This window comes from Marinobacterium alkalitolerans (assembly GCF_017776525.1).
GTDB classification, from domain to species: Bacteria; Pseudomonadota; Gammaproteobacteria; order Pseudomonadales; family Balneatricaceae; genus Marinobacterium; species Marinobacterium alkalitolerans.
In genome coordinates, this window is the sequence record NZ_JACVEW010000013.1 from 49271 (window position 1) to 73340 (window position 24070).

The following is a 24070-nucleotide window of genomic DNA, read 5'->3' on the forward strand; positions in this document are numbered from 1 at the left end:
GCAGTCTGAGCAGTCTGAGCAGTCTGAGCAGTCTGAGCAGTCTGAGCAGTCTGAGCAGTCTGAGCAGTCTGGGAAAAAAGAAACACCTGTTTCCTGAGATCAGGCCTGATGAGTGATAAGCATAATCTGCAGCGCATCAGTACGGTACTGGCCATCCTGGTCAGTGCCTTTTTTGCCGCTATTGCGGTTGCCGGTTACCAGCGCACTGAAGATCTGAAGCAATTGCTGCTCTTTCTGCTGCTGGCTGGCCTTTCATTCGTTATCGTCAAGTTACTCTTTGCCGGCATCGGCCGGCTGCTGGATAAAATTGATTCACCCTGATCGGTGTTGGCAGTCAGCCAGACTGCCTGGGGAGATTAGATGAACTCAGACACGCCTGTTGCAGTCCTCGGGGGCGGCAGCTTTGGTACCGTGTTGGCCAACCTGATGGCCGAAAAAGGGTTGTCAGTAAGGTTGTGGATGCGCAATGCCGACACGGTTGACGAGATCAACCGCTGTTCCGTCAATAGCCGTTACCTGCCCGGTGTAACCCTTGCAAAGTCACTGGTGGCAACGGATAGCCTGGAAGAAGCACTCAAGGATGTGGCCGTTGTATTTGTGGCCATACCCAGTGGCGCTTTTCGTGATGTGATTCGACAGGCGGCACCACTGCTGTCGTCTGACCAGATGCTGGTATCAACAACCAAGGGGATTGAAGCCGGTACCTTCTGCTTGATGAGCCAGATCATCGAGCAGGAATGTCCCGATGCACGCCACGGGGTGTTGAGCGGACCTAACCTGGCCAAGGAGATCGCTCGCAAGCAGTTGACTGCCACGGTCATTGCCAGCACGGATGAGCAGGTGCGCGATCAGGTTCAGGTGTTGCTGCATACGTCCTATTTCCGTGTGTATGCCAGTACAGATACATACGGCGTTGAGCTGGGGGGCACGCTCAAGAATATCTATGCCATTGCGGCCGGCATGAGTGCGGCGCTTGGCATGGGTGAAAATACCAAAAGCATGCTGATGACGCGCAGTCTGGCAGAGATGAGTCGGTTTGCAGTGAGCCTCGGGGCCAATCCGTTTACCTTTCTTGGCCTGGCGGGTGTGGGTGACCTGATCGTAACCTGCATGTCTCCTCTGAGCCGAAACTACCGCGTGGGCTATGCTTTGGGTGAGGGTAAAACCCTGGATCAGGCGGTTGATGCGCTGGGCGAAGTGGCGGAGGGCGTCAATACCCTTCGGTTGGTCAAGGAAAAGGCGGAAAGCATGGATATCTATATGCCGCTGGTGTCCGGGCTGTATGAGGTCGTGTTCAATCATGCCCCGGTCAAGGAAGTGGCGCGCGGCATGATGTTGAATACCCAGAGCACTGATGTGGAGTTTGTGCTGCCGCGTCAGGAGGTGCAATGCAGCTGATAGTGCTGCGTCATGCTGAGGCGGAACCTGGTGGTGATCAAGATGCAAATCGTGCTCTGACCCGGCGCGGTGTGTTGCAGGCCGAAAGCATGGGGCGGCAGCTCGCTCAGTCCTTTGATCATTTGCAGGTTGTGGCAAGCCCCTGGCTGAGGGCTGCCGAAACCGCCCTGATTATAGCCGCATCTACAGGCTCGGATGTGGGGCATCTGGATAGGCTTCTGCCGTCCGGAGACCCCGTCTCGGTGGCGCAGGCGCTGGAGCCATTATGGTGTGACGATGGGGCGTTATTGGTGGTGACTCATCAGCCGCTGTGTGGTCGTTTGATCAACTGGCTGGTGGAAGGGGTGGCCGACCCGGCGCCTGTGGCTCCCTGCAGCGGTGCTCAGCTGTCTCTCGAGTGGCCTGCTGCCGGCATGGCCCGTTTTCCTCGTTGGCTTTCAGCCGATCTATCCCCGTATTGATGACGTATGGAATCTGTAGAAGAACTGCGATTTGAGGTTAACGGCCGATTGATGGCCGCAAGGGCTGTTGGTCCTGCAACCGGCACCCCGGTGCTGGCCTTGCATGGCTGGCTGGATAATGCTGCCTCGTTTCGTGCCCTTGAGCCGCTACTGGGTGGTGTCAGGCTGATCTGTCTGGACCTTATGGGCCACGGCTTCTCGTCACACAGGCCCGAGTCCGTTCCCTATTATATTTGGGATAACGTGGCCGATGTGGTTGCAGTGGCGGACGAGCTGGGTTGGGAGCACTTCCATCTGCTGGGGCACTCAATGGGTGCAGGTGTTTCGTCACTGCTGGCCGGTGCAATGCCGGAGCGTGTGCTGAGCCTTGTGCTGATTGAAGGCCTGGCTCCGCAGACAGACTCGCCGGAAGAGCTGCCTGCCAAAATGGCGCAGGCGATTCGTCGCCATCAGCGACCTGCGCGTAACCCGCGCTACTACGCGTCTATTGAAGAGGCTGTACAGGCGCGGATGAAAGGCCGGTTCCCGGTTGGGGAACAGGCTGCACGATGGCTGGTCGAACGTTCAATAGTGAATACGTCCAAGGGCTTTTGCTGGCGCAGTGACTCGGCGCTGATACTGCCCTCGGTTTTGCGGCTCAGTGAAGACCAGGTCAGGGCTTTTCTCGCCGCAATCACCGCTCCTGCTCTATTGATTCTCGGGGACCAGGGAATTGCGAATGACAGGCTCGAGTCACGAGCGCAAACCATACGGCAGTTGCAGCGGATGATGTTGCGGGGCAACCATCACTTGCATATGGAGCCCGAACCCGCCGAGCAGATTGCGCAGGAGATCAAGGCGTTTTACAGCTCGCTCTAAACAGGAGGTACGCGCATGAGGGGTATGAGACTGGCAAGGAAATGTTTATGGCTGCTGGCGTCTTTGGTTGCATCAGTGCAGGTGGCAGCGGAAACGCTTCCTTCGCTTGACCCTTTCCCGCTTGCGCGTGAGATCAGTCATCTTGAGCGCACCGAGCCTGACTATCGACTGATGCTCGGTGGTGTTGTCAAAATCAATGGACTCGTTCGCAGTGACAGAGAGCAGCGCCTCAGTGCGAACCTGGCCCGAACCACCTGGCAGCTGCCTTCAGGTTATGGGCCTGAAGCAGGTTTCAACTTCCTGCGCAAGCAGTTGCTTGATCATCAGTCGCGAATTCTCTTCGAATGTTCGGGCCGGCAGTGTGGACCCAGTAACATATGGGCCAATGAAATATTCGGACAGTCCCGTCTCTATGGGGTCGACAGCTCCCAGTATTACGCGGCCTTCGAGCTGGATCACGGGCATGCTGCGGTCTATGCCGTCAGAAGAGGCAATGGTCGAGTCTATCTGCACGCGGACTTGCTCAGCAATGACAGTCTGACGGCAACCGAGCTTACGCAGCTGGTACGTCAGCGAGGCTATGCAGAAGTGAGTGACTGGCCGGACTCACGCGACCGTGCGGTGAAGTCATTGCTGGGCGTGTTGGAGTCCTTTCCCGACAGTCGTATTGCGGTAGTCGTACACTGGCAGAGTCGTGACCTTGACCTGTCCCTGAGTCAATCCCAGGAAGCGGCTGATCGGCTCAAGCGCTCACTGGTAGAAGAGGGGGTAGACGCCTCACGTATCAGTGCGAGAGGGGTTGGCGCGCTGGTACCGAGTGTGCTGGGGAGTCGTAAGAGTGTAGCGGTTGTACTGCTGCAGTCCGAAGAATAACCGCAGGTGACAGACGGGGGCGTGCTCTTGCCCCCGAAACAGCGACTTCCTGAAATCAGCGAACCAGGGACAGGAATTCGTTACGGGTTGCCTCGTTGTCGCGGAAAGAACCCAGCATCATGGATGTCGTCATGGATGCATTCTGTTTCTCCACGCCGCGCATCATCATGCACATATGCTGTGCTTCAATCACAACGCCTACACCCGCCGCTCCAGTGACACTCTGAATGGCTTCCGCGATCTCTTTGGTCATGTTTTCCTGAATCTGAAGGCGACGGGCAAACATGTCGACGATGCGTGCTAGTTTGGACAGTCCAACAACCTTGCCTTGCGGGATATAGGCAACATGAGCCTTGCCGATAAAGGGCAGCAGATGGTGCTCGCACAGAGAGTAGAGCTCGATGTTCCGTACCAGAACCATTTCGCTGTTATCAGACGGAAAAAGCGCGCCATTGACCACTTCTTCGAGAGACTGAGTATAGCCTTGAGTCAGGTAGCGCATTGCCTTGGCGGCACGTGCCGGTGTATCCCTCAACCCTTCTCGTTCTAGGTCCTCTCCAATCTGTTCAATGATCTGGGAGTAGGCTGTTTCCATCTTGGTTCCTCGGCTGATCGCGGCAACTGACTGAAAACGGCGTAAATTACTTGAATATGACACTCGGGTAAAGAGCTGCCGCCCGGGAGGTCATAATCCCCCCATCAGTTTCAGTCGCAGTGCCACGTTGGTACGTGAGTCAGCATTTTGCAGCGCTTCTTCAATGCTGATTTTGCCATCCTGATACAGGTTGAGGAGGTTAACATCGAAGGTGTGGGCAGCCGGGTTGCTGCTTTGGTCGATCGCTTCACGAATGCGCGAGTATTCACCGCGGGCGATCAGTTTTGTGATGTAGGGCGTGTTGATCAGCACTTCTGTGGCGGGAATGAATTTTCCATCTACGTCCCGGATCAGGCGCAACGCCACGATGGCTCTGAGGTTGAGCGACAGGTCCGTGTTGACCTTGTGGCGGGTGTTTTCATGGAAAAAGTTGCTGATGTGTTCAATGGCCTGAACGGCATTGTTGGCATGCAGCGTGGACAGACACAGGTGGCCGGTCTCGGAGTAGCGCATCGCATGCTCGACAGTATCCTTGTCCCTCAGCTCGCCAATCATGATGACATCAGGGGCTTCGCGCAGGGCATTTTTAAGCGCGTTATCGTAGGAGAGGGTGTCGACACCCACTTCGCGCTGGTTAATGAGCGAGCGCTTGTTGGTGTGCAGAAACTCGATCGGGTCTTCCACCGTCAGAATATGACCGGATGAGCGCAGGTTGCGGTGCTCAATCATGGAGGCGAGGGCGGTGGACTTGCCGGACCCGGTTGCCCCGACCAGCAATACCAGGCCGCTGCGCAGCATGATCAGGTTTTCCAGCACGGCGGGTAGCCTGAGTTCTTCAATGCCGGGGATTTGGTGGCGAATCATGCGAATCACCATGGCCACATCTCCGCGCTGGCGGTAGACGTTCACGCGAAAGCGGCCAATACCCCGTTCTTCGTAGGCAAAATTCAACTCCATTTCATCACGAAACTGGCCTGCCTGATGCTCATTCATCAGGCTGTGGGCGAGCTTGTCGATGTCGTCCGGGGTGAGCTGTTGATCATCGGCAGGCTTTATAACGCCCTGAACCTTCATCTGGACGGGCGTGTGGCTGCTGAAGAAGAGATCGGATGCACCGGTTTCGGCCATCGCTTGAAGGTGTTTCTGCAGGTCGACCATGCTAGTTCCCTTTCCGGTATGCGCGCCGGTTAAGCATAGCCTTAAATTATCAGGATGCCTGTCTTTTCAAAAGCACATATACAGCGCCGGTCCCGCCGTCGCGTGGTTGAGCCGAACAAAAGGCCAGCACGCTGTTCAATTGGCGCAGCCAGTCGTTAACACAGGACTTCAACAAGGCGGGTTGTCCCGCCTGGGTATGGCTTTTGCCATGGATAATAATGACGGCGCGCATCTGCTGACGGCAGGCGTCACGGATAAAATGGCTGAGCTCATCACGCGCCTGATCAACGGTGTAGCCGTGCAGATCAAGTCCGGCTTCCCAGGGGATATGGCCCTTGTGCAGCCGCTTCAGTGTCGCCAGTTGCACGCCGGGTGCCGCAAACAGCAATTCATCGTTGGAGTCCAGAATGTCTTTGGCTTCGGATGAAAGCCCGTCAATGACCTGTTCGACTTCCCGCGCGGCTGCCTGACGGCGGTAACGGGTGCTGGCGTCAGGGCGCGGCTTCAACAGGCCCTTGGCCTGTCGGTGTGAGTGGTGGCGGTCATGCTTGAGCGGGGTGACCCCGCGCATGGCTTCGCCAAAATCCAGATCGTCGTCGTTATCGTCGTCATAGGTATAAGACATGGCGTTCAATGAAGGTTTTCAGTAACATGCTGGGCTCAAAGGCAACCTATTATCAGGCGATACATGAAGTCGGATCAAGCCGCCGTTCTCTCCGAGCTGCACACCCTTAGAGATTTTATCCGCTGGACACTGAGTGAATTCAACCGTCATCAGGTGTTTTTTGGGCATGGCCATTCCGAAGCCTGGGATGAGGCCAGTCAATTGGTCCTGAATGCCGTCGACCTGCCCTGGGATACCAATCCGGCGGTGCTTGATGCGCGCTTGACCCAGTCTGAAAAGGAGCGCGTGCTCAGCTTTGTGTCTCAGCGTGTCCATGCGCGCAAGCCGCTGCCTTACATCACCGGAGAAGCCTGGTTTATGGGCCTCCCCTTTACGGTGGATGAGCGGGTCCTGATTCCACGTTCCCCTATTGCGCAACTGATCGATACGGCTTTTGAGCCCTGGCTGCGCCCGGGCCCTGTCGGGCGGATCCTGGACCTGTGCACCGGCAGTGGCTGTATCGGTATTGCCTGTGCCTATGCATTTGAAGAAGCCGAGGTGGATCTGGCGGATATTTCGGCCGATGCGCTTGAGGTTGCCCGTCAGAATATTGATCGCCACATGCTGGCCGACCGTGTGCGTGCTTGCCAGGGGGATCTGTTCGACGCCGTTCAGGGTACTACCTATGATCTGATCGTCAGCAACCCGCCCTACGTGGATGCAGACGACCTGGCACAGATGCCTGCCGAATATCACCACGAACCCTCGCTGGCGCTGGGCTCAGGCCCTGATGGGCTGGATATTACACGGCGTATCTTGCGTCAGGCGGCCGACCACCTGAACCCCGAAGGGCTTCTGGTCGTGGAGGTTGGCAACAGTGAAGTGCACCTGATGCAGAGCATGCCTGAACTGCCGCTGATATGGGTTGAGCTGGAGCAGGGTGGCAATGGAGTGTTTGTCATCACGGCCGAAGAGCTGCGTGCCCACGCGGATTTGTTATAACCTGAGTGGCCTGCTGCAAGGCCATTTATACGTCTGAGCAGAGAGAAAAATGTCCGGTAACAGCTTTGGAAAACTGTTCACAGTCACTACCTTCGGTGAAAGCCATGGCCCTGCGCTGGGTTGCATTGTTGATGGCTGCCCTCCCGGGATCGAATTGAGCGAAGCCGATCTTCAGGCTGATCTGGATCGCCGCAAACCGGGCACATCACGCCACACGACCCAGCGTCGTGAGCCGGACGAGGTTCGGATTCTGTCCGGCGTTTTTGAAGGCAAAACCACGGGTACCGCCATCGGTCTGCTGATCGAGAATACGGATCAGCGCTCCAAGGATTATTCCAATATCGCAGAGACGTTCCGTCCGGCGCATGCGGATTATGTGTACTCGCACAAGTACGGCTTCCGGGATTACCGCGGCGGTGGTCGCTCTTCGGCACGCGAGACCGCCATGCGGGTGGCTGCCGGGGCCATTGCCAAAAAAGTACTGGCGGCCAAGGGTATCGAAGTGCGCGGTTACCTGTCCCAGCTTGGACCTATCGCGATTGACCCGGCCCGGTTTGACTGGGACCAGGTGAATGCAAACCCGTTCTTCTCTCCCGATGCCGAGGCGGCCGAGCAGATGGCCGAGTACATGGATGCGCTGCGCAAGGAGGGCAACTCCATCGGTGCGCGTATCTCGGTAGAAGCCACGGGTGTCCCGGTCGGGCTGGGCGAGCCGATTTTTGACCGGCTGGATGCCGATCTGGCGCATGCCTTGATGAGCATTAATGCGGTCAAGGGCGTTGAAATCGGGGATGGCTTTGCTGTCGTCAACCAGAAAGGTACCGAGCATCGTGATGAAATGACGCCGGACGGTTTTATGTCCAATCATGCCGGCGGCATCCTGGGCGGCATTTCCACCGGGCAGGCGATCAGTGCCCATATTGCGCTGAAGCCGACTTCAAGCCTCAGATTGCCCGGTCGCAGTATCAACGCCTCTGGCGAAGCGATTGAGGTGGTGACCAAGGGCCGTCACGACCCCTGTGTCGGCATTCGTGCTACGCCTATTGCCGAAGCGATGATGGCGATTGTCCTGTTGGATCATCTGTTGCGTGATCGTGCTCAGAACGCGGATGTCAGTACGGATCTGCCGGTTCTGGCTGACGTGGATCAGGGCAAATGACGGCTGGATGACAGCTGCCTTAAATTAATCGGACAGTGCCGCGTTTTATGCTTGAATTTTGAGCAGAACGCGGTTTAAATGCGCACAAATCTGATACGTCCCAACCCTTCGGGAATTGCGGAGTTCAGATGGATTGAGTTCATGTTGTGAGAGTAGTTTTTCCTCCCGCATGGATTATGTCCATTTGAGTCTCGGTCAAGGCTCGGGAGGTTGGGTTTTTCTTTTTTAACTCTGTGTAAACAGACTTGTCTGGAGTCAACCCCCATGCAAGAAGCGAGAGACCTGTCGTCTGAAGTGATCGACCAAGAGGCGGCAGGCAGTGTTGCTGATTGGCCCGCGTACACCCAGGGTGAAGATGAAGAACGACTGGACTTCTTCATTGAGCGCGATGGTCACCGCTATGCCGGTACCCACCTGATTATCGACCTGCGCGGTGCAAGCCGTCTGGATGATCTTGAGGTGATGGAGAAGGCGCTGCGTGATTCCATCAAGGCGGCCAAGGCGACACTGCTGCATATCCATCTGCATCACTTTACGCCCAACGGTGGTATCTCCGGCGTTGCGGTGCTGGCTGAATCGCATATCAGTGTGCACACCTGGCCGGAGCGCAACTTTGCCGCTTTTGATGTATTCATGTGCGGCGAGTCAGAACCCGTCAAAGCCATTCCGGTGCTTGAAGAGGCATTTGCGCCCACGCAAGTGGATGTCGAAGAAATTCTCCGTGGTAAGGTGAGCATCGATGAAGACGACTACCTATCTTGAGCGTCTTTATGACGGCTATGGGCAAAGCTTCACGCTGGATGAGGTGCTGTTTGAGCACCGTACCGAGCACCAGGAGCTGATCATTTTTCGCAACCGTGACTTCGGCACGGTGATGGCGCTTGATGGCATTATCCAGACCACTGAGCGTGACGAGTTTGTTTACCATGAAATGATGACGCATGTGCCGATTCTGGCGCATGGGTCAGCACGTCGTGTACTGATTATCGGTGGCGGTGACGGTGGTATTCTCCGTGAAGTGCTGCGGCACTCCAGTGTGGAGCATGTGACACAGGTCGAGATCGATCAGGCCGTGATCGACATGTGCAAGCAGTATCTGCCCAACCACTCGGCAGGTGCGTTCGATGATCCGCGCGCCAACATCGTGATTGCCGATGGCGTCGACTTTGTTTCGGAGTGTCAGGACACCTTTGATGTGGTGATCTCGGACTGTACCGATCCGATCGGGCCGGGTGAAGTGCTGTTCAGCAGCCGCTTCTATGAAGGCGTCAAGCGTTGCCTCAACCCGGGTGGTGTATTCGTCGCCCAGAACGGCGTGCCCTTCATGCAGCAGGATGAAGTGGTCACCACTCGCCGCAGGCTGTCTCCCTATTTTGCGGATCAGAGCTTCTACAATGCAGCCGTGCCGACCTATGTGGGCGGTGTGATGACTTTTGCATGGGCCAGTGACAATGCTGAGCTGCGCCAGCTGGATGCGGATACCCTGAAGGCTCGCTTTGCTGCCAGTGGCATTACCACGCGCTACTATACGCCCGCTCTGCACGCGGCCAGTTTTGCGCTGCCGCAATACGTACTGAATGCACTCGAAAATGCCTGATTTGACGTTGCTCTGAGTATGTAAAGCCGGCCATGTGCCGGCTTTTTCATGTATGGATCTTGCCGGTATGACCCACTTTCGACTGTCAGGTTTCTATTTTTTCTACTTCGCGCTGCTGGGCGTGCTGATTCCCTATTGGACGCTTTATCTGGAGTCGCTTGCGTTCAGTGCGGCGACCATCGGTGCACTGATGGGTGTGCTGCACTTCACCCGTGTACTGGCACCAAATATTTGGGGGTGGCTGGCCGATCGAACCGGGCGTCGCGTGGCGATTGTGCGCATGGGGTCGCTGCTGGCCACAGTTGGGTTCGTGCCCGTGTTCTGGCAAGACGGGGCCCTGGGCGTCGGATTGGTGATGCTGGTGTTCAGCTTCTTCTGGAATGCTGTACTGCCTCAGTTTGAAGTGATCACGCTGAATCATCTCGGGCGTCAGGCGGTCCAGTACAGCCGTATCCGACTATGGGGGTCGGTAGGGTTTATTCTGGCCGTGGTGCTGGCCGGGTGGTGGCTGGACCGGGTCGGGGTTCAGGCGTTGCCCGTTCTCGTGCTGGCTCTGCTTGCAACCATCTGGGCCTGTACGCTACTGCTCAAGGGCCATGCCGAGAAGCAACAGTCAGACCCGCCGGGGACAGCCCCCATTTGGCCGATTTTGAGGCGACCTCAGGTTCTGGCCTTTTTCCTGGTCTGTTTTCTGGTTCAGTTCGGGCATGGCCCCTATTACACCTTTTACAGTGTCATGATGCAGGGGCTGGGCTACGAGCGTTCAGCCATCGGCCTGTTGTGGGCGCTGGGCGTGATCGCCGAAGTGGTGCTGTTTATCGTCATGCCGCGTCTGATGGAAGGGTTCAGCCTGAGGGGCATCATGCTGGTGAGTCTGCTGCTCTGTGTGTTGCGCTGGACACTCACGGCACTGGTGCCGGAGCAGTTGTGGGTCATGTTGCTGGCGCAGCTACTCCATGCAGCAACCTTCGGCAGTTTGCATGCGGTCGGGATTGCGCTGGTGCAACACTATTTTACACCACACACCAGTGGCAGGGGGCAGGCGCTGTTTTCCAGTCTGGGCTTTGGCGCCGGCGGCGCGCTGGGTGCCATCGCCAGTGGGCAGTTATGGGCAGTACTGGGGCAATACACCTTTCTGGTGGCGGCCATGGCGTCCCTGGTGGCGCTCGGACTGGCCTGGTACTGGATTCGCCCGGAGCAGGTTGAACGGAGCTGAGTCAAAGTTGTTTTGCACTGCAGTTGCTATAGTATGAAACAATTGGCATGTTGGTTAGGCGAGGTGCGCATGAACTTCAAGATTGATGTCGAGATGACACCGGAAGAGCTGCGCCGTGCACTGGGTTTACCCGATGTGTCGGTGTTGCAACAGGAAATGATAGACAAGGTGCGGGAACAGATGGAAGCGGGTGCGGAAGGTTATGATCCGCTGACGCTCCTGAAGCCCTACCTCAACAATGGTATCGGTTCGATGGAAGCCTTCCAGAAACTGCTGTTCGGAATGATGAACCAGTATGGCAAAGGCGGGCGCGACGCCGACTGAATGGATAGTGTTATTTGATGAGCCAAAACGGATCGGGAGAAGCGGGCGTGCGGATTCTGCGCAAATATACCAATCGTCGTCTGTATGACACGTCTCGCAGCTGCTATGTCACTCTGGAAGATGTGAAGCAGCTGGTACTGAACGGAGAAAACTTTCAGGTACAGGACTCCAAAACCGGCAACGACCTGACACGGAATATCCTGTTGCAGATCATCAGCGAACAGGAAGCGGAAGGGCATGGAACCCTGCTGACCAACCAGGTCCTGCAGCAGCTGATACGCTTTTACGGCGACAGCATGCAGGGGATGATGAGTCAGTACCTCGAGCAGAGCATTGCCGCATTCCTTGAGCATCAGGACCGTATTCGCGAGCAGATGCAGACCATGATGGGGGCCGCCAACCCGCTCACCATGATGGGACGTTTTGCAGACCAGAACATGGCAGTCTGGAATATGTTCGCGCCCAAGCAGGGTGAAGAGGAGTCCAGTGCCGAGTCGGCCAAGGGCGCAGAAGCCGAGGCTGAGCAACCCGCGCCGGATAGTGCAGACAAGAAGGGTAAGTCTGACGATCAGTAACCCTTGTGTCAGGCTTTGGCCTGTAGCCATTCGTGGATGGCTGCGGGCACCTGCTTGAGGGCTTTTGAGCCCATCAATGTTCCAATGTGACCGGCTTTGATCGGTAGCGCCTGATAACCGCTTCGGTTACATAGCCCTTCCAGTGCACTGGCCGCTGACGGCGGCACCAGGTGGTCCTCTGTACCGAAAATGTTGAGTACCGGTGCCTCTATCCGGCTCAGATCAACTTGCATCGGGCCTGCTTCAAACTCTCCCTGCAACAGGCTGTTTTGCTGGAAGAACAGCTCAACAAACTGCTCCAGCGCTCGTCCGGCCAGATCCGGGCAGTCATTCAGCCACTGCTCCATCAGCAGAAACTGCGCCTGAGATGCCGGTACTTCGCTCAGCCTTTTGGCGGTATGCAGGTGCTTGAGTTGGCCCAGACGCATGGGCTGCATGTTGCTGAATACCTGTGTCACCAGTGCGCCGGGCACGTTGCCATAGGCCGATACCAGCTGTTTGATGTTGATGCCGCGATACAGGTGGCTCAGGGTAAAATCGTGCGCGTGGAAGTCGACCGGCGTTACCAGTGTTACCAGCCGGTGAATCTGCTCGGGGTGAAGGGCGGCATAGCACAGGCTGAAGACGCCGCCCTGGCACACGCCGGCCAGATCCACACTGTTACTGCCGCTGTCGTCCATGGCGGCCTGAATGCAGCGATGCATCAGCTGGCCGATGTAATGCTCAAGCCCCTGATAGCGCTGACTCCGACAGGGCGAACCCCAGTCAATCAGGTACACGCGCAAACCCTGTTCTGTCAGCTGGCGAATCAGGGACGAGTCCGGCATCAGGTCGAGGATCCAGGGTCGGTTGACCAGTGCATAGCAAAGCACCAGCGGGCGCTGGGTTGTTGGCCCTGAGGGTTCAAAGACGCGAAGGGTGATCCCCTCATGTTGCAGCAGCATGCGATGGGGCATGAAGTGGTGCTGCACGCGACTGTTCAGCAGTGACGCACTGGCTGCAGCTAGTTGTTCATGCTGCTGTTTCAGACTCTGACGCAGGCATTCCGCTTCAGTCCTGATCACGTTGCTGCCCCTTTTGCAGCTTCTTCATCTGCTGCTCCAGCTGCCAGACGCGATCTTGCAATGCCTGATGCCGCTCGCTGAGTGAATCGTAATCAGACAGGCTGACCAGACCGAGTTGTCGGCACAGGAGATTGACCATGCATTGCCACTCCTGCTTGACTTCGCTGCCGCTGTTCACGAGACGGTTGAAGCTGTCGATGAAGGTGTCATTATCCAGCGCGGCTCGGTAGCGCGCCTCGTAGGTGTCGACCCAAAGCGCATGAGCCTCGGTCAGATCAGTGATCCCGGATGCCTGCAGGCGATCGGCAAACGCCTCCAGAGCCTGTCTGTTCAGCTCGCTCAGCTCTGCCTGATGGGCCTGCCGGCATTGCTGGAAGTGAATCAGGCTTGTCAGCAGACCCTTCAGTCGCTGTGTCAGCTCGTTGGGAAATGCGGACAGTGCCTGCAGGCGTGTCAACAGCTCCGGTCCCCAGTCCAGTCCATCACTTTTCGGTGGCGGGCTGATAAAGGGTGTCATCAGGGCGATCTGGTCGGGCAGGAAGCGGCTTGACTGGATCCAGTCATGGCGCAGGTGATCAAGATGCTGCTGATAGGTGTCAAGCAGTGATTCGCGAGACAGGCCGCCTTCTCCGGATTGGCTCAGCAACGCTTCGGTCAGGGACGCAAAACGGTGGTTCTGACGGGTGAGCTGGTGCAGCAGATCGAGAATCTGCGGGTCGGTATCATCCGGAAACTGCTCCAGCAATGACTGCCACTGCTGCAGCCAGTCAGTACCGCTGCGCGCCTGACGTTCCAGCTGGTCCAGCCATTGCTGCATGATATTCCGGATCTGATCGGACAAAGTGCCTGCTCTCCGTGGTCAAAAGGGCCGATACGTCATCTTAAACGATGCGCAGGGGCAGTTAAACGTCATCGGGCAGCATGTTGAGCAGCTCACGCGCGGCATTACTCAGGGTGCGGTTGCGGTGATGAATGCACCCCAGGGGGCGATAGACGGGTTCGGTCCCGGTTTCAAGCCGGTGCAGCGAATGATCGATCATGGTTTCAGGCAGCAGGCTCCAGCCCAGACCGATGCTGACCATCATCCGTATGGTGTCCAGATAGTCAGTGCTCATGCCGAGATTGGGTTCCAGCCCCTGCAGTGCCAGCTGTTGTCGCACTCGCTGATGGGTGAAGGTCTCGGTGCCGGGCAGAATGGCCGGGTAGCGATTCAACTCATTCAAGCTGACGGAGTCCTGCAGGGCCAGTGGATGAGTGGTGGCCACCACGTACTGCAGGCGGTCCGACCAGAGTGTACGTGACAGAATGCGCTCGTCCGCTTCCGGTGCGAGGGTAATAAGGGCCAACTCAAGGTCGCCCTTGAGTACGCCTTCGTAGGCCACTTCGGAGGCTGCAAAGCGCAGATCCAGTTCGACTTCGGGGTAGCGCTGAATAAATTGCTTCAGGATCGGTGGCAGCCGGTGCAGGCTGATATGGTGGCTGGCCGCAAGTGTGAGTCGTCCTCGCACTTCTCCGGTGCTGTCACGGATCAGTTGTTCGGCATCTTCCAGTGCGTGCAGAATTTCGCGGGCTCTCGGCAGCAGGCGCCGTCCGGGCTCGGTCAGAATGACCTGACGTCCAATCCGGTCAAACAGGCGGCAGTCGAGTTGGCTCTCAAGCAGGGCAATACGCTTGCTGACCGCTGACTGGGTCAGAAACAGCTGCTGTGCCGCTTGGGAAAACGAGTGACAGTCCGCCACGGTGACAAAGGCCGTCAGTCCCGCCGTATCCATTCTTATGCCAGCTCCTCTCGATGGTATGAAGTCAACTTATCATTCCTGAATGGAATCCAAAAGATAAAAATTATGAATTTGTTTGTTGGTGTCGGCTGCACTAGGATGGTTGCCAATAAATGCCATGGTGCCGAACAAACAAGGGGAGATGAGCATGGCTGGCAAGACACTTTACGACAAGCTCTGGGATGACCACCTCGTTCGCCAGAACGAAGATGGCAGTGCATTGATCTATATCGACCGACAGATTCTGCATGAGGTGACCTCGCCGCAGGCATTTGAAGGTCTGCGCCTGGCGGGTCGGAAACCCTGGCGGATCGATGCCAACCTGGCAACGCCTGATCACAATGTGCCAACCACGGAGCGTTCTGCCGGTGTCGACAAGATCGAAGACCCGGTTTCGCGTATTCAGGTCAAGACGCTGGATTCCAACTGCGACGAGTTCGGCATCACCGAGTTCAAGATGAATGACCAGCGTCAGGGGATTGTGCACGTCGTGGGTCCTGAGCAGGGCATGACTCTGCCGGGTACCACCGTTGTCTGCGGTGACTCCCACACCTCTACGCACGGTGCCTTTGGCGCACTCGCGCACGGGATCGGTACCTCCGAAGTGGAGCACGTGCTGGCGACCCAGTGCCTGATCGCCAAGAAAATGAAGAACATGCTGGTGCGTGTTGATGGCGAACTGGGCAAGGGCGTTACGGCCAAGGACGTTGTCCTGCACATCATCGGTGTGATCGGCACCGCGGGTGGAACAGGGTATGCCATTGAGTTCGGTGGCAGTGCGATCCGCTCCATCTCCATGGAAGGGCGCATGACCATCTGCAACATGGCCATCGAAGCGGGCGCCCGTGTAGGTCTGGTTGCCGTTGACGATACGACAATTGAGTACTTCCGCGGCCGTCCTTATTCGCCGACCGGCGCGCAGTGGGATGCAGCGGTTGAAGCCTGGAAAGAGCTGGTGTCCGATGAAGATGCACGGTTCGATACCCTGGTTGAAATCAAGGCGGAAGACATTCAGCCGCAGGTGACTTGGGGAACCTCGCCCGAAATGGTGGCGCCGGTCAATGCGCTGGTGCCGAACCCGGATGCAGAAACCGATGCGGTCAAGGCAGACGGTATTCGCCGTGCACTGCAGTACATGGGCCTGAAGGCGGATCAGAAGATCACTGATATTCAGCTCGACCGTGTGTTCATCGGGTCCTGCACCAACTCCCGTATCGAAGATCTGCGCGCAGCGGCTGAGGTCGTCAAGGGGCGCAAGGTTGCGCCCACCATCAAGCAGGCACTGGTGGTTCCGGGCTCGGGTCTGGTCAAGGCACAGGCAGAAGCTGAAGGGCTGGATAAGGTATTTGTGGAAGCCGGTCTGGAATGGCGCGAGCCGGGCTGCTCCATGTGTCTGGCCATGAACCCGGACAAGTTGGGTCAGGGGGAGCATTGTGCTTCAACATCCAACCGCAACTTTGAAGGTCGTCAGGGTTTTGGTGGACGGACGCATCTGGTCAGCCCGGCAATGGCGGCGGCGGCTGCCGTAACGGGTCATTTTGTCGATGTGCGTGAGCTGATGCAGTAAGAGGGGATAGAAACATGAGAAAGTTTACCCAACACATCGGTATTGCTGCGCCGCTCGATCGTGCCAATGTCGATACCGATATGATCATTCCGAAGCAGTTTCTGAAATCGATCAAGCGTGCCGGTTTCGGTCCCAATCTGTTTGACGAGTTGCGCTACCTGGATGAAGGCCAGCCGGATCAGGATTGCGCCGGCCGGCCGCTGAACAAGGACTTCGTGCTGAACAAGCCGCGCTACCTGGGTACCAGCGTGCTGCTGGCGCGGGAAAACTTTGGTTGCGGCTCCAGTCGTGAGCATGCGCCCTGGGCGCTGGATGATTTCGGCATTCGCGCCATCATCGCGCCCAGTTTTGCGGATATTTTCTACAACAACTGCTTCAAGAACGGCCTGCTGCCGATAGTGCTGCCGGAAGCCCAGGTGGATCAGCTGTTCAAGGAAGTGGAAGCAACTGAAGGCTATCAGCTGACGGTTGATCTGGAGCGCCAGGTGGTCGTAACGCCGTCCGGGGAAGAGTTTGCTTTCGAGGTTGATAACTTCCGCAAGCATTGCCTGCTTAATGGTCTGGATGACATCGGCCTGACGCTGCAGCACGCCGACGAGATCAAGGCGTATGAGGCACGTCGCCGTGAATCGGCGCCCTGGCTGTTTGATGCTATCAAGTAACCGACTCAAGCTGAAGGAATTATATACACATGGCTAAAAATGTACTGGTATTGCCGGGTGACGGCATCGGCCCCGAAATTGTCACTGAAGCGCGCAAGGTGCTGGATCTGGTGAATGAGCGCTTTGACCTGGGCCTTGAGGTCAATGAGGCGCTGGTAGGGGGTGCTGCCATTGACGCGACCGGCGTTCCGCTGCCCGACGAAACCCTGGCGGCTGCCCGTAAGGCCGATGCCATTCTGCTGGGCGCTGTGGGTGGTCCCAAGTGGGATACCAACCCGGACTTTGCCATCCGGCCCGAGAAAGGCCTGCTGGGCATTCGTTCCCAACTGGAGCTGTTCGGTAATCTGCGCCCGGCCATTCTGTATCCCCAGCTGGCACATGCGTCTACGCTCAAGCCGGAAGTGGTGTCCGGGCTGGATATTCTGATCGTACGCGAATTGACGGGCGGTATTTACTTCGGTCAGCCGCGTGGTATCCGCGAAAAAGAAGGCGGTATCCGTGAAGGTTTCAACACCTATGTGTACGACGAAAACGAAATTCGTCGTATCGGTCGCGTTGCCTTTGAGGCGGCCCGTGCACGCAACAAGCGACTGTGCTCAGTCGACAAGGCCAACGTACTGGAAGTGACGGTGCTCTGGCGCGAAATCATGGAAGAACTGTCCAAGGAGTATCCGGATGTGGAGCTCAGCCACATGTACGTGGACAATGCCGCGATGCAGCTGGTGCGTGCTCCGAAGCAGTTTGATGTGGTCGTGACCGGCAACATGTTCGGTGACATCCTGTCCGACGCAGCCGCCATGCTGACGGGCTCTATCGGCATGTTGCCATCCGCTTCTCTGGATGAAAACGGTAAGGGAATGTACGAGCCATGCCATGGTTCTGCCCCCGATATTGCCGGTCAGGGCAAGGCCAATCCGTTGGCAACGATCCTCTCAGTCGCTATGATGTTACGTTATTCTCTGAATGCCGGTGAAGCCGCTGAGCAGATTGAAGCAGCTGTCAGCAAGGTGTTGGACCAGAATCTGCGCACGCCGGACATCATGTCCGAGGGGATGCGCGAGGTCAGCACGACCGAAATGGGCGATGCGGTTGTAGCCGCTCTGAACGCCTGACCAGCTGCACGACAACGTGCGCATGAGACGCACCGGCGGATATTCGAAATTGCGGATATCCGCCTTGTCGTATTCAGAGACTCGTTTTACTGAAAACTTAAAGATTTGGGGGCACGAATGAAACGTGTAGGTTTTGTAGGCTGGCGTGGTATGGTCGGCTCGGTTCTGATGCAGCGTATGCTGGAAGAAAACGATTTTAGCCGCATTGCGGAGCCTGTTTTCTTCACAACCTCTCAGGCCGGCGCTGCTGGGCCCGATATCGGCAAGGATATTCCGCCGCTGAAGGATGCCAAGGATATCAATGAGCTCAAGCAGATGGATGCCATCGTCTCCTGTCAGGGCGGCGACTACACGACTGAGGTGTTCCAGAAACTGCGCGAGTCCGGCTGGAACGGCTACTGGATTGACGCAGCCTCCACTCTGCGTATGGCTGATGACAGCCTGATTGTACTGGATCCGGTCAATATGGACGTGATCGATAAAGGTATCGATGCCGGTATCAAGAACTTTGTCGGCGGCAACTGCACGGTTTCGCTGATGCTGATGGGGCTGGGTGGCCTGTTCAAGGCGGGCCAGGTCGAGTGGATCTCTTCCATGACCTACCAGGCAGCCTCAGGGGCCGGTGCCAAGAACATGCGTGAACTGATCACCCAGATGGGCCAGATCCATGCGGGTTCTGAAGCGCTGCTGGCCGATCCGGCGTCTGCCATTCTCGACATCGACCGTCAGGTCGTGGACACCATGCGTGCAGATGCTTTCGCCACCGACAACTTCGGTGTGCCGCTGGCAGGCTCGCTGATTCCCTGGATCGACAAGGCCGTTGAAGACGGCCAGAGCAAGGAAGAGTGGAAGGGCTACGTCGAAACCAACAAGATTCTGGGACTGTCTGACAGCCCGATCCCCATCGACGGTACCTGTGTGCGTATCGGTGCCATGCGCTGTCACAGCCAGGCGTTTACCGTGAAGCTGAAACAGGACGTGCCGCTGGATGAAATCGAACAGATGATCGCCGAAGCCAACGAATGGGCAAGCGTTGTTCCGAACGAACGCGATGCGACCATCAGTGATCTTTCGCCGACCAAGGTGACCGGTACTTTGAGCGTGCCGGTTGGTCGTCTGCGCAAGATGAAAATGGGACCGGATTACCTCAACGCTTTCAGCGTGGGTGACCAGCTCCTCTGGGGTGCAGCCGAGCCGCTGCGTCGCATGCTGAGTATCCTGCTGGACCGCTGAGAACATCCCTGAGCCGTAAGACTTCAGCCCGACACCTGTCGGGCTGTTTTGATTTGAGAGAACGCGATTAATGACACTGAATCTCGCACTCCTGGGGCCTGCTACCCTCAAGGGCGAAAAATTGCTGGAACTGCTGGACGAATCTGATCTGGCCGTTGATCAGTTGAGTCTGTTTGAAGATGAGGAACAGGCGGGGCGTAGCCTCATGTTTCGCGGGCATGCAACGCGCACCCGTTCCTATGCCGATTTTGACCCTGAACAGGCGCAGCTGATCATTGTCTGCGAGCGCTCACTGGATGAGCATGCTCGGGACCGGTTGGCAGGCGTGAAGCAGGGCTTTGTAGTGGATCTGTATCCTGAGCGCTACGACGCTGATGCGGTTCAGCTTTGCCTGCCTGCCATTAACGGGTCTGAGCTGGCATCGCTTGATCCAGGTCGTGTTATCGGGGTTCCTGCATCGGCTACTATTACAGCAGCCTTGGCACTTATGCCTTTGCATCAGGCGTATGAGCTGCTCAAGCTGAACCTGGTCTGCCTGCTGGCGGTGTCAGAAGCCGGTCGCGAGGGGATAGAAACCCTGGCGCAAGAAACGGCACGCCTGATGAACGGTCGAGAAGCGGAATCCGGCAGCTTTGGTGAGCAGCTGGCGTTCAACATGTTGCCGGACGTCGGAGCGGTGGTTGAAGACCGCCGCAGTACCAGTGAAGTGCTGGTCAGAGACCAGTTGTCACGACTGTTGGGCGAAGACGTGGAAATTGAAGTCAGCACCGTCAGGGTTCCGGCTTTTTACGGCAATATGGTGATTGCGCAGGCGGAGACACGTCAGGCGCTGGAGCTGGATACGGTACAGGAATTGATGGACCGTGCCGACAGCGTTCGTTATGCCCATGACGCCAAGCGGCAGCCAAACCCTGTCAAGGATGCTGTCGGTCAGGATGTGGCCGTTGTTCACCGTATCCGGGAAGACGCCGAGAGCTCGGGTGGCTTTGCACTGCATGCAATGGGCGATGATCTTGGGCTTGGCAGTGCACTGGCGGCGCTGCAAATTGCACAACGGCTGGTTTCTGACACACTTCAGTAACGGCCTTTGCTTGACCGGCTGTCGTTTTATACATAATACTTGCATCACACCGTGATGGAGCCGTAAGCCCCTGATTCATCGAGAAAGGAATGACGGGGTGGGGCAGATGAACACAAAGGGAGTAACCGATGCTGCGTAAACTAGCCTTAAGTCTTGCGGTTTCAGCTGCCCTGGGCGCATCGCATGCCAATGCACTGGGCCTTGGCGAGATACGGGTGAACTCGGCGCTAAATGAACCGTTGGATGCAGAAATCAGGCTCACGCAGGTTCGTGATCTGTCCCCCTTGCAGATACAACCGCGCATGGCGTCACTGGACGAGTATGCGGTCGGAAGCAGTGCTCAGGCACGCTATCTGCGTGATATACAGTTCCAGGTGCTGGTTTCACCGGAAGGGAATGGACGCATCCGACTTCGCTCTACCGAGCCGGTTCAGGAGCCATTCCTCAACTTCATGGTAGAGGTCAACTGGCCCAGCGGGCGGCTGGTACGAGAGTACACCCTGCTGCTCGACCCCCCGGTATTTGATGCCGCTCCCAGTGTTCAGCCCGTCACATCGACGCCTGCCAGAACCACGCAGCAGGTTTCATCCCAGCCTTCCCGCCCATCAGGCAATGTCGATAACATCCGCACCCGCGCCGGTGAAAATCAGGTGTATGTCGGGGTGAACGATACCCTGTGGGAGATCGCTAAGGCCCACAAGCCGGCGGGTGTCACTGAACACCAGATGATGCTGGCGCTGTTGCGCAAAAACCCCCAGGCATTCCCGTCACGCAACATCAATACGATGCGAGCGGGCGTGGTGATGGATCTGCCGTCTGTGGCTGAAGCCCAGCAACTTTCGCACCGTGAGGCGGTGGCTGAGGTTGCACGTCAAATGCAGCTCTGGCGGGACGGCAAGGCCGGCATGACCGCACAGCAATCTGCTCCTGTTGATGTCAGCAAGCCAGCGCCGGAAGCAGAAGCCGCTGACAGTGCTTCAACTGAGACGGATGAAGCAGCTTCTGGCGAAAGTGAAACGGAAGATCCCAAAGCTGATGCCGAGGGCACCACTGAAGCAGCGGCGTCTGCTGAAGCGGGAGCGGAAGAAGGTCAGTTGACCATCGTGGCACCCGAAGATCAGGCTGAAGAAACCGGTGAAACAGCGCCTGCTGGTGAAAGCGTTGATACCTCGGGTGACGAGGCGACTCCCGCGCAAGCGGATCAGGAGCAGGTTATTACCGAGGCGACACGGCAGCTTGAAGATGACGTGCTGGTCGCGCAGGAAAAAATTGATGTTCTTGAGCGTGAAAACGCTGACTTGAACGACAAGCTGAACTCGGTGCTTGAGCAGCTTGAATCACAGAGCCGTATGCTGGAACTCCAGTCTCAGCAGATGGCAACCTTGCAGGCGGAATTGAGCAAGCAGGAAGCACGCGCAGCCGAGCCTGAACCCAAGCCGCAGGGGCTGTTGGAAAACCCGGTTGTGCTGGGGGGTATCGGAGCCGGTGCCCTGGCTATTCTGGCAGGACTTTGGCTGGCGCTGCGGCGTCGAGGCTCAGACAAGCCGAAGGAAGCCAAGCCCAAGGAGCTGGTGAATGTACCGGACGAGCTCAAGCACAAGGAAGAGCGTGATGACTCCATGGCGCCCGCGGCTGCGGCGGCAGGTGCTGCCGCAGGTGTAGCGGCCGGTGCGGCTGCTGCCGAGACGGAAGATTCGGACGAAATTCCGCGTCCGGCACCGCTCTCTTCGGAAGAGGATGATGAAGAATTTACGCGTCCTCCCATGCAGTCTCTGTCACAGGAAGACGATGCCGCTGACTTGAATGACGACCTGCAGAGTCTGGATCTGGACATGGATCTGGACTTGGATGATCTGGACAGTGCTTCTGATCAGGTCGAAGAGCCTGCGTCTGCCGGTGATCTCGATGAGCTGGATGCGTCCGAATTTGATCTGGGCATTGAGGAAGAACCAGCGTCTGCCAATATGGCCGAGGTCGAGTCTGAAGAACCGGCTGAAGCCGGCGAAGCTGAGGCGCCGGAAGAGCCCGAAGCAACTGAAGAGGTTGTCAGCGAAGCTGATGAGAGTGCTGATGACGCGGCTGCCGGTGAAGATCAGCAGGAAGATGAACTTGAATTCAACGTAGAGCCCCTCGCAGAAGAAGACGATACGGCAGACGATCTGGATGCCCTTTTGGGGGATGACGATACCTCTGATGATCTGGACTTCATGCTGCAGGACAATCAGGTTGAAGACGAATCGGTTGAGGACGAGTCGGCAGCATCAGGCGAAGATCTGGACGCCCTTCTGGGAGGCAGCGAATCAGACGCTGAAATGACTGACGAACCCGAAGAGCCGGAAGTCGATACCAGTCTGGATGACACGGTTGAATCGGTTGAAGACGAAGAGTACGAAATCGACTCGGACTTGGAGGCAATGCTTGCGGGCGCCGCAGATGATGAAGATGAGGAGGATCTCTTCGCTTCCTCCGAGACGGATGCAGAGCAGTCTGCCGATGATGATCTTGACAGTCTGCTGGCAGATTTCGATCCGGAGAGTGATGACGAGAGCGAAGAGAGTGCACCTGCAACCCCGTCCAAGGAGCAGGTCGAGGAAGAGCTGACTTCCAACATCTCGCATGATCTGGAGATGGACCTCGACTCTGAACTCGATGAAATGCTCAACAGCACGGATGACGACATTGAGTTGAGTGAAGACCGCAATGAAGAGGCGGTTGAGGTCCTCGATAAAATGAATCTGCTGAGCGGCACTGACGAGACGGAAACCAAGCTTGATCTGGCACGTGCGTATCTGGAAATGGATGACAAAGACGGCGCACGTGATATCCTTCAGGAAATTACCAACGAAGGGTCCGACGAGCAGCGTGCGCAGGCACAGAAATTGCTGGACTCACTTGACTGATAACACTTGATGACACAGAAAAGTTCTACCGACGGGGCGATTTCGATCGCCCCTTTTCGTTATGCGCTGAGCATTGAATATATGGGTGCGGCGTATCGAGGCTGGCAATTGCAGGCGTTCGACAAGGTGCCCACGATTCAGGCTGAAGTGGAGCGTGCGCTGTCTGTCATAGCCAATCATCCGGTTCAGGTCGTATGTGCCGGCAGAACGGATGCCGGCGTCAATGCGAGCCATCAGGTGGTTCACTTTGACAGTTGGGCAGAACGGCCTGATCGCGCCTGGGTGCTGGGCACCAACAGCCACTTGCCGGATGATATCTCCATTAAGTGGGCGACCAAGGTGCCGGGGTGCTTCCATGCCCGGTTCTCCGCTCGCGAGCGCCGCTACCGTTACCTGATCTACACATCGCCTTCACGACCTGCCGTTCTGGCGGGCGGCGTGACCTGGACGCACCGTAAGCTGGATGTCGAGCGCATGCAGACCGCGGCTGCTCATCTGATCGGCGAGCATGACTTTACCTCCTATCGTGCCGTTGGTTGCCAGGCACGCAGCCCTGTAAGGGAAATACGCCGTCTGGATGTGTACCGCTGTGGACAGCTGGTTGTCATTGACGTCAGTGCCAATGCTTTCCTGCATCACATGGTGCGTAATATCGCCGGTGTGTTAATGGCGGTGGGCGCGGGTGAGCGTCCCGAGAAGTGGGCCCATGAAGTGCTTCAGGCCAGGGATCGACGTCAGGGTGGCGTGACGGCGCCGCCTGACGGGCTCTATTTTGTCGATGTGCGCTACCCGGACATGTTTAAACTGCCCAAAGCCCCGTTGGGGCCTTATTTTCTGCCCCTGCCTGACTGAC

The 24070-nt window shown here is 57.1% G+C and carries 25 protein-coding genes; 19 read left to right on the top strand and 6 right to left on the bottom strand.

Annotated features, from left to right (window positions below; genetic code table 11):
* Window positions 1-108: 108 nt before the first annotated feature.
* From H9C73_RS09700 to H9C73_RS09720, 5 genes are read left to right on the top strand one after another with little or no spacing between them, the layout of a single operon-like run.
* Window positions 109-321: a hypothetical protein gene (locus H9C73_RS09700; protein ID WP_209287627.1), complete on the top strand. Its 213-nt coding sequence runs from the start codon at window positions 109-111 to the stop codon at window positions 319-321.
* Window positions 322-360: 39 nt separating this feature from the next.
* Complete coding sequence (locus H9C73_RS09705) at window positions 361-1398, top strand: NAD(P)H-dependent glycerol-3-phosphate dehydrogenase (RefSeq protein ID WP_209287628.1); 1038 nt, start codon at window positions 361-363, stop codon at window positions 1396-1398.
* Window positions 1389-1859 (top strand): SixA phosphatase family protein, encoded by a 471-nt coding sequence (locus H9C73_RS09710; protein WP_209287629.1) that lies wholly within the window; start codon window positions 1389-1391, stop codon window positions 1857-1859. The genes H9C73_RS09705 and H9C73_RS09710 overlap by 10 nt, the downstream gene beginning before the upstream one ends.
* 6 nt (window positions 1860-1865) lie before the next feature.
* Window positions 1866-2717: an alpha/beta fold hydrolase gene (locus H9C73_RS09715; protein WP_209287630.1), complete on the top strand. Its 852-nt coding sequence runs from the start codon at window positions 1866-1868 to the stop codon at window positions 2715-2717.
* A gap of 24 nt (window positions 2718-2741) precedes the next feature.
* Window positions 2742-3590 (top strand): DUF4892 domain-containing protein, encoded by an 849-nt coding sequence (locus tag H9C73_RS09720; protein ID WP_209287631.1) that lies wholly within the window; start codon window positions 2742-2744, stop codon window positions 3588-3590.
* A 55-nt stretch (window positions 3591-3645) separates the two neighbouring features.
* Here the strand turns inward: H9C73_RS09720 and folE are convergent, their stop codons facing one another.
* The 3 genes from folE to H9C73_RS09735 form a co-directional block, all read right to left on the bottom strand.
* Complete coding sequence (gene folE / locus H9C73_RS09725) at window positions 3646-4185, bottom strand: GTP cyclohydrolase I FolE (RefSeq protein ID WP_209287632.1); 540 nt, start codon at window positions 4183-4185, stop codon at window positions 3646-3648.
* Between the two features lie 90 nt (window positions 4186-4275).
* Window positions 4276-5343 carry a PilT/PilU family type 4a pilus ATPase gene (locus tag H9C73_RS09730; protein ID WP_209287633.1) on the bottom strand — a complete coding sequence of 356 codons (1068 nt, stop codon included), beginning with the start codon at window positions 5341-5343 and terminating at the stop codon, window positions 4276-4278.
* Window positions 5344-5392: 49 nt separating this feature from the next.
* On the bottom strand, window positions 5393-5968 hold the full coding sequence (locus tag H9C73_RS09735; protein WP_209287634.1) for a Smr/MutS family protein: 576 nt from the start codon (window positions 5966-5968) through the stop codon (window positions 5393-5395).
* 63 nt (window positions 5969-6031) lie between these two features.
* Here H9C73_RS09735 and prmB point away from each other — a divergent pair, with 63 nt between their 5' ends.
* The 7 genes from prmB to phaR all read left to right on the top strand — a co-directional run bounded on the left by prmB (window position 6032) and on the right by phaR (window position 11820).
* Entirely contained in the window at window positions 6032-6949 is a 918-nt protein-coding gene (gene prmB / locus H9C73_RS09740) for a 50S ribosomal protein L3 N(5)-glutamine methyltransferase (protein ID WP_209287635.1), read from the top strand.
* Window positions 6950-6998: 49 nt separating this feature from the next.
* Complete coding sequence (gene aroC / locus H9C73_RS09745) at window positions 6999-8108, top strand: chorismate synthase (protein ID WP_209287636.1); 1110 nt, start codon at window positions 6999-7001, stop codon at window positions 8106-8108.
* 264 nt (window positions 8109-8372) lie between these two features.
* Window positions 8373-8870, top strand: coding sequence for an adenosylmethionine decarboxylase (gene speD / locus H9C73_RS09750; protein ID WP_209287637.1), 498 nt, complete (start codon window positions 8373-8375; stop codon window positions 8868-8870).
* Entirely contained in the window at window positions 8848-9705 is an 858-nt protein-coding gene (speE, locus tag H9C73_RS09755; protein WP_209287638.1) for a polyamine aminopropyltransferase, read from the top strand. The genes speD and speE overlap by 23 nt, the downstream gene beginning before the upstream one ends.
* Before the next feature lie 67 nt (window positions 9706-9772).
* Window positions 9773-10921: an MFS transporter gene (locus H9C73_RS09760; RefSeq protein WP_236014203.1), complete on the top strand. Its 1149-nt coding sequence runs from the start codon at window positions 9773-9775 to the stop codon at window positions 10919-10921.
* A 69-nt stretch (window positions 10922-10990) separates the two neighbouring features.
* On the top strand, window positions 10991-11245 hold the full coding sequence (locus tag H9C73_RS09765) for a DUF6489 family protein (RefSeq protein ID WP_209287640.1): 255 nt from the start codon (window positions 10991-10993) through the stop codon (window positions 11243-11245).
* A 17-nt stretch (window positions 11246-11262) separates the two neighbouring features.
* Window positions 11263-11820 carry a polyhydroxyalkanoate synthesis repressor PhaR gene (gene phaR, locus H9C73_RS09770; protein ID WP_236014204.1) on the top strand — a complete coding sequence of 186 codons (558 nt, stop codon included), beginning with the start codon at window positions 11263-11265 and terminating at the stop codon, window positions 11818-11820.
* An 8-nt stretch (window positions 11821-11828) separates the two neighbouring features.
* On the opposite strand, the gene H9C73_RS09775 is transcribed toward phaR, so the two are convergent.
* From H9C73_RS09775 to H9C73_RS09785, 3 genes are all read right to left on the bottom strand, one after another.
* On the bottom strand, window positions 11829-12884 hold the full coding sequence (locus tag H9C73_RS09775) for an alpha/beta fold hydrolase (protein WP_209287641.1): 1056 nt from the start codon (window positions 12882-12884) through the stop codon (window positions 11829-11831).
* Window positions 12871-13725 (bottom strand): poly(R)-hydroxyalkanoic acid synthase subunit PhaE, encoded by an 855-nt coding sequence (locus H9C73_RS09780; RefSeq protein WP_209287642.1) that lies wholly within the window; start codon window positions 13723-13725, stop codon window positions 12871-12873. The genes H9C73_RS09775 and H9C73_RS09780 overlap by 14 nt, the downstream gene beginning before the upstream one ends.
* Before the next feature lie 61 nt (window positions 13726-13786).
* Window positions 13787-14656: a LysR family transcriptional regulator gene (locus H9C73_RS09785; protein WP_209287643.1), complete on the bottom strand. Its 870-nt coding sequence runs from the start codon at window positions 14654-14656 to the stop codon at window positions 13787-13789.
* Between the two features lie 154 nt (window positions 14657-14810).
* On the opposite strand from H9C73_RS09785, the gene leuC reads away from it, so the two are divergent.
* From leuC to truA, 7 genes are all read left to right on the top strand, one after another.
* Window positions 14811-16229 (top strand): 3-isopropylmalate dehydratase large subunit, encoded by a 1419-nt coding sequence (gene leuC / locus H9C73_RS09790; protein ID WP_209287644.1) that lies wholly within the window; start codon window positions 14811-14813, stop codon window positions 16227-16229.
* A 14-nt stretch (window positions 16230-16243) separates the two neighbouring features.
* Entirely contained in the window at window positions 16244-16891 is a 648-nt protein-coding gene (gene leuD / locus H9C73_RS09795) for a 3-isopropylmalate dehydratase small subunit (protein WP_209287645.1), read from the top strand.
* A gap of 29 nt (window positions 16892-16920) precedes the next feature.
* Complete coding sequence (gene leuB / locus H9C73_RS09800; protein WP_209287646.1) at window positions 16921-18003, top strand: 3-isopropylmalate dehydrogenase; 1083 nt, start codon at window positions 16921-16923, stop codon at window positions 18001-18003.
* A gap of 117 nt (window positions 18004-18120) precedes the next feature.
* Complete coding sequence (gene asd / locus H9C73_RS09805) at window positions 18121-19236, top strand: aspartate-semialdehyde dehydrogenase (RefSeq protein ID WP_209287647.1); 1116 nt, start codon at window positions 18121-18123, stop codon at window positions 19234-19236.
* A 70-nt stretch (window positions 19237-19306) separates the two neighbouring features.
* Window positions 19307-20317: an Asd/ArgC dimerization domain-containing protein gene (locus H9C73_RS09810; RefSeq protein WP_209287648.1), complete on the top strand. Its 1011-nt coding sequence runs from the start codon at window positions 19307-19309 to the stop codon at window positions 20315-20317.
* 128 nt (window positions 20318-20445) lie between these two features.
* Window positions 20446-23217: a FimV/HubP family polar landmark protein gene (locus tag H9C73_RS09815; RefSeq protein WP_209287649.1), complete on the top strand. Its 2772-nt coding sequence runs from the start codon at window positions 20446-20448 to the stop codon at window positions 23215-23217.
* A 9-nt stretch (window positions 23218-23226) separates the two neighbouring features.
* The gene (truA, locus tag H9C73_RS09820; protein ID WP_209287650.1) at window positions 23227-24069 is read left to right on the top strand and encodes a tRNA pseudouridine(38-40) synthase TruA; all 843 of its coding nucleotides are present in this window, start codon (window positions 23227-23229) and stop codon (window positions 24067-24069) included.
* The last annotated feature ends 1 nt before the right edge of the window (window position 24070 follow it).

What these genes read in the sequence shown, in the direction of transcription:
- H9C73_RS09765 (WP_209287640.1), top strand. Translation starts at nt 10,991, where the DNA reads ATGAACTTCAAGATTGATGTCGAGATGACACCGGAAGAGCTGCGCCGT.
- H9C73_RS09760 (WP_236014203.1), top strand. Translation starts at nt 9,773, where the DNA reads ATGACCCACTTTCGACTGTCAGGTTTCTATTTTTTCTACTTCGCGCTG.
- H9C73_RS09810 (WP_209287648.1), top strand. Translation starts at nt 19,307, where the DNA reads ATGACACTGAATCTCGCACTCCTGGGGCCTGCTACCCTCAAGGGCGAA.
- H9C73_RS09700 (WP_209287627.1), top strand. Translation starts at nt 109, where the DNA reads ATGAGTGATAAGCATAATCTGCAGCGCATCAGTACGGTACTGGCCATC.
- folE (WP_209287632.1), bottom strand. Translation starts at nt 4,185, where the DNA reads ATGGAAACAGCCTACTCCCAGATCATTGAACAGATTGGAGAGGACCTA.
- speD (WP_209287637.1), top strand. Translation starts at nt 8,373, where the DNA reads ATGCAAGAAGCGAGAGACCTGTCGTCTGAAGTGATCGACCAAGAGGCG.
- leuD (WP_209287645.1), top strand. Translation starts at nt 16,244, where the DNA reads ATGAGAAAGTTTACCCAACACATCGGTATTGCTGCGCCGCTCGATCGT.
- truA (WP_209287650.1), top strand. Translation starts at nt 23,227, where the DNA reads ATGACACAGAAAAGTTCTACCGACGGGGCGATTTCGATCGCCCCTTTT.
- H9C73_RS09715 (WP_209287630.1), top strand. Translation starts at nt 1,866, where the DNA reads ATGGAATCTGTAGAAGAACTGCGATTTGAGGTTAACGGCCGATTGATG.
- leuC (WP_209287644.1), top strand. Translation starts at nt 14,811, where the DNA reads ATGGCTGGCAAGACACTTTACGACAAGCTCTGGGATGACCACCTCGTT.
- aroC (WP_209287636.1), top strand. Translation starts at nt 6,999, where the DNA reads ATGTCCGGTAACAGCTTTGGAAAACTGTTCACAGTCACTACCTTCGGT.
- H9C73_RS09710 (WP_209287629.1), top strand. Translation starts at nt 1,389, where the DNA reads ATGCAGCTGATAGTGCTGCGTCATGCTGAGGCGGAACCTGGTGGTGAT.
- H9C73_RS09815 (WP_209287649.1), top strand. Translation starts at nt 20,446, where the DNA reads ATGCTGCGTAAACTAGCCTTAAGTCTTGCGGTTTCAGCTGCCCTGGGC.
- prmB (WP_209287635.1), top strand. Translation starts at nt 6,032, where the DNA reads ATGAAGTCGGATCAAGCCGCCGTTCTCTCCGAGCTGCACACCCTTAGA.
- H9C73_RS09735 (WP_209287634.1), bottom strand. Translation starts at nt 5,968, where the DNA reads ATGTCTTATACCTATGACGACGATAACGACGACGATCTGGATTTTGGC.
- H9C73_RS09730 (WP_209287633.1), bottom strand. Translation starts at nt 5,343, where the DNA reads ATGGTCGACCTGCAGAAACACCTTCAAGCGATGGCCGAAACCGGTGCA.
- leuB (WP_209287646.1), top strand. Translation starts at nt 16,921, where the DNA reads ATGGCTAAAAATGTACTGGTATTGCCGGGTGACGGCATCGGCCCCGAA.
- H9C73_RS09720 (WP_209287631.1), top strand. Translation starts at nt 2,742, where the DNA reads ATGAGACTGGCAAGGAAATGTTTATGGCTGCTGGCGTCTTTGGTTGCA.
- H9C73_RS09705 (WP_209287628.1), top strand. Translation starts at nt 361, where the DNA reads ATGAACTCAGACACGCCTGTTGCAGTCCTCGGGGGCGGCAGCTTTGGT.
- H9C73_RS09785 (WP_209287643.1), bottom strand. Translation starts at nt 14,656, where the DNA reads ATGGATACGGCGGGACTGACGGCCTTTGTCACCGTGGCGGACTGTCAC.
- speE (WP_209287638.1), top strand. Translation starts at nt 8,848, where the DNA reads ATGAAGACGACTACCTATCTTGAGCGTCTTTATGACGGCTATGGGCAA.
- asd (WP_209287647.1), top strand. Translation starts at nt 18,121, where the DNA reads ATGAAACGTGTAGGTTTTGTAGGCTGGCGTGGTATGGTCGGCTCGGTT.
- phaR (WP_236014204.1), top strand. Translation starts at nt 11,263, where the DNA reads ATGAGCCAAAACGGATCGGGAGAAGCGGGCGTGCGGATTCTGCGCAAA.